At 71.6% G+C, this 2,026-nt stretch carries 1 protein-coding gene; it reads right to left on the bottom strand.

Features of this window, described 5'->3' with window-relative positions:
* Nucleotides 1–145: 145 nt before the first annotated feature.
* The gene (gene purH / locus D588_RS0114825; RefSeq protein WP_017916541.1) at nt 146–1,729 is read right to left on the bottom strand and encodes a bifunctional phosphoribosylaminoimidazolecarboxamide formyltransferase/IMP cyclohydrolase; all 1,584 of its coding nucleotides are present in this window, start codon (nt 1,727–1,729) and stop codon (nt 146–148) included.
* Between the last annotated feature and the right edge of the window lie 297 nt (nt 1,730–2,026).

Here is a 2,026-nt window from a genome sequence, read left to right as displayed (position 1 = left end):
GCGGCGCTGGTGGGCGCGGCCGCAGGTGCGGCGCTGGGCGCGGGTGTCGCGGCCGGCGTGCAACCGCCCAGCACGAGGGCGCCGACCACGGCCAGCATTGCGAGCGGACGGGGCACGACAGCGGACAGGCGCATCGCTGCAGACCTCAGTGCCGGAAGTGGCGCACGCCGGTGAACACCATGGCGATGCCGTGCTCGTCGGCCGCGGCGATGACCTCGGCGTCGCGCATCGAACCGCCCGGCTGGATCACCGCCTTGATGCCGGCCGCGGCGGCGGCGTCGATGCCGTCGCGGAACGGGAAGAACGCATCGGAGGCCATCACCGAGCCCTCCACGGCCAGGCCGGCATCAGTGGCCTTGATGCCGGCGATGCGCGCCGAGTACACCCGGCTCATCTGCCCGGCGCCGACGCCGATGGTGCGGTGGTCCTTGGCGTAGACGATGGCGTTGGATTTGACGTACTTGGCCACCTTCCACGCGAACAGCAGGTCGGCGAATTGCGCCTCGGTCGGCGCCAGCCGGGTCACCACCTTCAGCGCATCGCGCGGCACCACGTGCGCGTCGCTGGTCTGCAGCAGGATGCCGGAGCCGACCCGCTTGCTGTCGATGCCGTAGGCGCCGTCGCCGGCGGGGATGCGCAGCACGCGCACGTTGGCCTTCTTCTTGGCGTACTCCAGCGCGGCGTCGTCGTAGTCGGGGGCGATCAGCACTTCGACGAACTGGCGGTCCAGGATCGCCTGCGCGGTGGCCGCATCCAGGCGCCGGTTGAAGGCGATGATGCCGCCGAAGGCGCTGGTCGGGTCGGTGGCGTAGGCCAGTTCGTAGGCGTCGCCGCAGCCGGCGCCGACCGCCACGCCGCACGGGTTCGCGTGCTTGACGATGACGCAGGCCGGCGCGTCGAACTGGCGCACGCATTCCCAGGCCGCATCGCTGTCGGCGATGTTGTTGTAGGACAGCTCCTTGCCCTGCAGCTGGGTGAAGGTGGCCAGGGTGCCGGGCGTGGGGAAGAGGTCGCGGTAGAACGCGGCCTGCTGGTGCGGATTCTCGCCGTAGCGCAGTTCCATCACCTTGACGAAGCTGGAGTTCATCTGCGCCGGGAACGCGCTGCGCGTCGGCACCGCGGCATCGCTGGCGGTGACCGCGGACAGGTAGTTGCTGATCGCCGCGTCGTACTGGGCGACGCGGTTGAACGCGGCCACCGACAGGGCGAAGCGCTTGGCCGCCGACAGCCGGCCGTCGTTGGCCTCCAGCTCGGCCAGCAGTTCGGCGTACTGCGCCGGATCGGTGGCCACCGCCACGCGGGCGAAGTTCTTGGCCGCCGAGCGCAGCATTGCCGGGCCGCCGATGTCGATGTTCTCCACCGCGTCGGCGAGCGTGCAGTCGGCCTTGGCGGTGACCGCCTCGAACGGATACAGGTTGAGCACCAGCAGGTCGATCGCGGCGATGCCGTGCTCGGCCATCACCGCATCGTCGGTGCCGGCGCGGCCGAGCAGGCCGCCGTGCACCAGCGGGTGCAGGGTCTTGACCCGGCCGTCCATCATTTCCGGGAAGCCGGTCAGTTCGGACACGTCCTTCACCGCCAGCCCGGCCTCGCGCAGCGCCTTGGCGGTGCCGCCGGTGGACAGCAGTTCGACGTTGCGCGCGGCCAGCGCGCGGGCCAGGTCGATCAGGCCGGTCTTGTCGGAAACGGACAGCAGCGCCCGGCGCACGGGCAGGAAATCGGAGGACATGGGGCAGGGCGGGGGCAGCGGAACGGGCCGCCATTGTAGGCGCTGAGGCCCGCCGACGCCCGGCCGGGCGGGCCAACGGGCCTGCGGATCGCGTGCGCGGCGGCGCCGGCACACGGTGCGTGCGCCTCGCCGTGGAGCCGCGCGCGCGGTGCGTGCGGACCGTGCAGAACACCTGCGCCGTTGCTTCGGCCGCGCGCGCAGCCGCTGCGATGCATTAGGCTGTCGCCGCCCCGCCCTCGCCGTCAGGACCACGCGCGTGTCGATCTATGCCCTCAAAGGACGTTTCCAGGACCTGCT

Source organism: Xanthomonas sp. SHU 308, from assembly GCF_000364645.1.
Lineage (GTDB): Bacteria > Pseudomonadota > Gammaproteobacteria > Xanthomonadales > Xanthomonadaceae > Xanthomonas_A > Xanthomonas_A sontii.
The sequence above is the reverse complement of the archived record's forward strand: the minus strand, read 5'-3'. Positions and strand labels throughout refer to the sequence as shown.